3 protein-coding genes are annotated in these 3,888 nt (G+C 65.8%); 2 read left to right on the top strand and 1 reads right to left on the bottom strand.

Annotation, left to right across the window (positions count from 1 at the left end):
• A partial coding sequence (locus Q0176_RS02760) for a GGDEF domain-containing protein (protein WP_299299033.1) occupies positions 1–1,006 on the bottom strand: 1,006 nt, incomplete at its 3' end.
• 293 nt (positions 1,007–1,299) lie between these two features.
• Between Q0176_RS02760 and Q0176_RS02755 the strand changes: the two genes are divergently transcribed.
• On the top strand, positions 1,300–3,627 hold the full coding sequence (locus Q0176_RS02755; RefSeq protein WP_299299030.1) for a Tex family protein: 2,328 nt from the start codon (positions 1,300–1,302) through the stop codon (positions 3,625–3,627).
• A gap of 2 nt (positions 3,628–3,629) precedes the next feature.
• Positions 3,630–3,888: NAD(P)/FAD-dependent oxidoreductase (locus Q0176_RS02750; RefSeq protein WP_299299028.1), on the top strand; the 259-nt coding region annotated here is incomplete at its 3' end.

Here is a 3,888-nt window from a genome sequence, read left to right as displayed (position 1 = left end):
CCATATTGATCAGGGAATAGATCGAGGCGTCCTTCACTTCGGAGGACAGAACCCCGCCGAAAGCGAACCGGATCGAGAACTCGTCGTTCGTCCCGTTAAAGCGATCCACGCTCTCGCGGAGCTTCTCATGAAACCTGCGCAGCCGCTCGGGATCGTATTTCTCGAAAAAACCCAGGAACTCGTCGCCTCCGTTGCGCCCGACGAATCCATAAGGGGCCGCGGCATCCGCCAGGATGCGGGCGAAAGCGACGATCAGGCGGTCCCCCACCGCATGGCCGAGCGTATCGTTGGTCCTCTTCAGATTGTTCAGATCGGCTATGAAACACATCAGGTCGGGCAAGGGGGACATGCCGCGGTACTTTTCGATCTGGAGGTCACAGGACCAGCGGTTGGGCAGGGAGGTCATCGGGTCCCTCGTGGCCTTCTCCTTCAGGAACCTGTTCTGATACAGGAGCTGCATCGACTCGCACGCCTGAAGCAGGAAGCAGACAAGCAGCGCCCCCGCTACGGCAAGCAGGATCGTCCTCAGGGGCAGGGTCAAATCGGCGTTCTGCTCCGAAAAGCGCTCCGCGATGCCGGCCAGGGTATCGGCGGTCTCGAAGAAGCTCTCGCTCAGATCGAACAGGACCCCCGTCCCTCCTGTTCGCCGGGCCTCCTCGATGGCGGCCTTGAGCTCCTCCCATTGAGTCCGGACGCTCTTCAGGCTCCTCCGATAGGCGGGATCGGCGAAGCCAAGCGGACCGTCCTCGCTCTGCCCCACCTCCAGATCCTCGATGACCCTGTCGATTTTGGACTCCAGAGCGTTGTTTCTCCTCCCCGCCAGCTCCCATTTGACCAGCCTCTGCCCCAGGCCCCGGATGAGCCCCGCATGATTGACGGTACGGGCGTTGCCCCGTACGACCTGAACGGAGGAAAACGAAACGACGCTCATGACGGTCAGCCCCACAAAGAGAGCGACGACGACAATATTTTTCCCGAATGCCTTTATGTTTTCTCTCCCCTTCATCGGCTGCCCTCACCTACCCGCTCCCCAGGTGGAGTGCGTCGCCCAGCCGGACAAATTCTCCCCGTGATGGGGCCCTCCCTGCAATGACGCCTTTCCATGAAGAGTTTCCCGTTTAAGACTTTTCGGCGAACACCTCACTTATATCCCAAACGGAACGGGTCTGTCAACCGAAAATATCGGGACGGAAACCGTTTGGCTATCCCGGAAGCACGTATTATAATGCCGGGTGCGGACCGGGAGGCGGCCCCGTCCTCCGCACAATAAAAGGAACCGTAAGGAAGGAGATGATTCGGATGGCAGCGGAGGCGCTGAGCCCCTCCATCGACATCCCGGAACAGATCTCGAAGGAGCTGAAGCTGACGGGCTCGCAGGTGCGGTCCGTGCTGGCCCTCTTCGAGGAGGGATGCACCGTTCCCTTCATCGCCCGCTACCGCAAGGAGGCCACCGGCTCGCTGGACGAGACCGTCATCACCGCGATACGAGACCGGAGCGGCAGGATGGCCGAGCTCGAAAAACGCCGGGCCGCCATCCTTGAGTCCCTGGCCGAACGGGAGCTCCTGACCGATGAGCTCAGGAACTCCGTTCTGGAGGCCCGTACCCTGACGGCCCTGGAGGACGTCTACCTGCCCTGGCGTCCCAAGCGCAGGACGCGGGCCTCCATCGCCGCCGAAAAGGGGCTGAGCCCCCTGGCGGACCTGCTCCTGGCCCAGTCCGAGACGCTCGACCCCTCGTCGGCGGCACGGCCCTTCGTCGACGAGGCCAAAGGGGTCGCCTCCGCCGAGGAGGCGCTGGCCGGGGCCATGGACATCCTGGCCGAGCGGTTCAGCGAGGACCCCGAGGCGCGTCAGGAGACGCGCCGTCTTTTCGCCCGCAAGGCCGTCCTCTCCAGCTCCTGCGTCAAGGGCAAGGAGGAGGAGGGGGCGAACTATCGGGACTACTTCGATTGGAGGGAGCCCGCCGCCGCGATGCCCTCGCACCGCGTGTTGGCGATCCTCCGTGGGGAACGGGAGGGTTTTCTGTCCCTGAGCGCCGTTCCCCCTGAGGAGGAGGCCCTCTCCATCCTCAAGCGACGTTTCGTCCATGGGACGGGGCCGGCATCCCGCCTCGTCGCCGAAGCCGCCGAGGACGGCTATCGGCGCCTTCTGAGGAGCTCCATGGAGAACGAGCTGCGGGGGGCCCTGAAGAAGCGGGCGGACGCCGAGGCGATCCGGGTCTTCGCCGCCAACGTCCGCGAGGTGCTCATGTCCGCGCCCATGGGACAGAGGGCGACGCTCGCCATCGACCCCGGCATACGGACCGGCTGCAAGGTCGTCTGCCTGGACCCCCAGGGCAATCTGCTGTACGACACCGTGATCTACCTCCACGCGTCCGAACGGCAGCGCGAGGCCGCGGCCGAGGCGCTGCGCAGTCTGGTGGGACGCTACGCCATCGAGGCGATCGCCGTCGGCAACGGCACGGCGGGCCGGGAGACGGAGTCCTTCGTGCGCGGGCTCGGCCTTCCGCCCGAGGTCGTCGTGGCCTCCGTCAACGAGAGCGGCGCGTCCATCTACTCCGCCTCCGAGGCCGCGCGGCGCGAGTTTCCCGACCGCGACGTCACGGTGCGCGGCGCCGTGTCCATCGGCCGCCGTCTGATGGACCCCATGGCCGAGCTGGTCAAAATAGACCCGAAGTCCATCGGCGTGGGACAGTACCAGCACGACGTGGACCAGAAGGAGCTGAAACAGGCTCTGGACGATGTGGTGATCCACTGCGTCAACGCCGTCGGGGTGAACGTCAACACGGCCAGCCCCGAGATCCTCTCCTACGTCTCCGGGCTGAACCGGCAGGTCGTCGCTCAGATCGTCAAGTACCGCGAGGCCAACGGTCCATTCCCCAGCCGCGAGGCCATGAGGAAGGTTCCCCGTCTGGGCCCCAAAACCTACGAGCAGTCCATCGGCTTCCTGAGGATCCTCGGCGGCGAGAACCCGCTGGATGCCAGCGCCGTCCACCCCGAGAACTACGGGACCGTCAGTCGGATGGCCCAGGCCCTCTCCTGCACGGTCGGGGACCTCATGACCTCTCCGGAGCTCAGGGCCCGCATCGAGCCCGAGCGCTTCGTCTCGGACACGGCGGGTCTGCCCACCCTCAGGGACATCCTCCAGGAGCTCGAAAAACCCGGGCGCGACCCCCGCGCCGCCTTCGAGATCTTCGCCTTCGACCCCGACGTTCACGAGATCAAGGACCTTCGGGCCGGACAGGTGCTGCCGGGGATCGTGACCAACGTCACTGCCTTCGGGGCGTTTGTGGACATCGGCGTTCACCAGGACGGGCTGGTGCACGTCAGCCGAATCGCCGACACCTTCGTCGAGAACCCTCAGGCCCACCTCAAGCCCGGGCAGAAGGTCCGCGCAGCGGTCCTCGAGGTGGACGAGCCGCGCAGGCGCATCGCCCTGTCCCTGAGGAAATCGGACCTCGGGGAGGGGACCGGAAAGGCGGCTCGAGACGGCGGCGCCCCGGGGACCCGGCGGCGAAGGGAACGGGACGACAAGCCCGACCTCTCGATGGGCTCCATCCTCCGCGAGCAGCTGCAGGGTACGGGACCCGAGAAGGCGGAATCCAGGTCCCGCAGAAGGAACGGCTGACCGTGGAGCGCTTCGATACGATCGTCATCGGGGGCGGCCCTGCGGGGCTGATGGCGGCGGGACAGGCCGCAGCCGTCGGCGAGCGCGTCCTGCTGGTCGAGAAGAACGCCTCGCTGGGGGAAAAGCTTCTGCTGGCCGGCAGGCGGCGCTGCAACATCACCAACGCGGAGCCGGACGTCACGGCGTTCCTCTCGCGCTACGGGGAGAACGGCCGATTCCTGCACTCGGCCTTCAGCCGCCTCGGACCGGCCCAAACCATCG

Origin of the sequence: uncultured Fretibacterium sp. (genome assembly GCF_938040765.1) — a bacterium.
Classification (GTDB): domain Bacteria; phylum Synergistota; class Synergistia; order Synergistales; family Aminobacteriaceae; genus CAJPSE01.
The sequence above is the reverse complement of the archived record's forward strand: the minus strand, read 5'-3'. Positions and strand labels throughout refer to the sequence as shown.

Bases quoted from the DNA above. Each gene is read 5' to 3' on its own strand.
- Q0176_RS02755 (WP_299299030.1), top strand. From the start codon at position 1,300: ATGGCAGCGGAGGCGCTGAGCCCCTCCATCGACATCCCGGAACAGATC.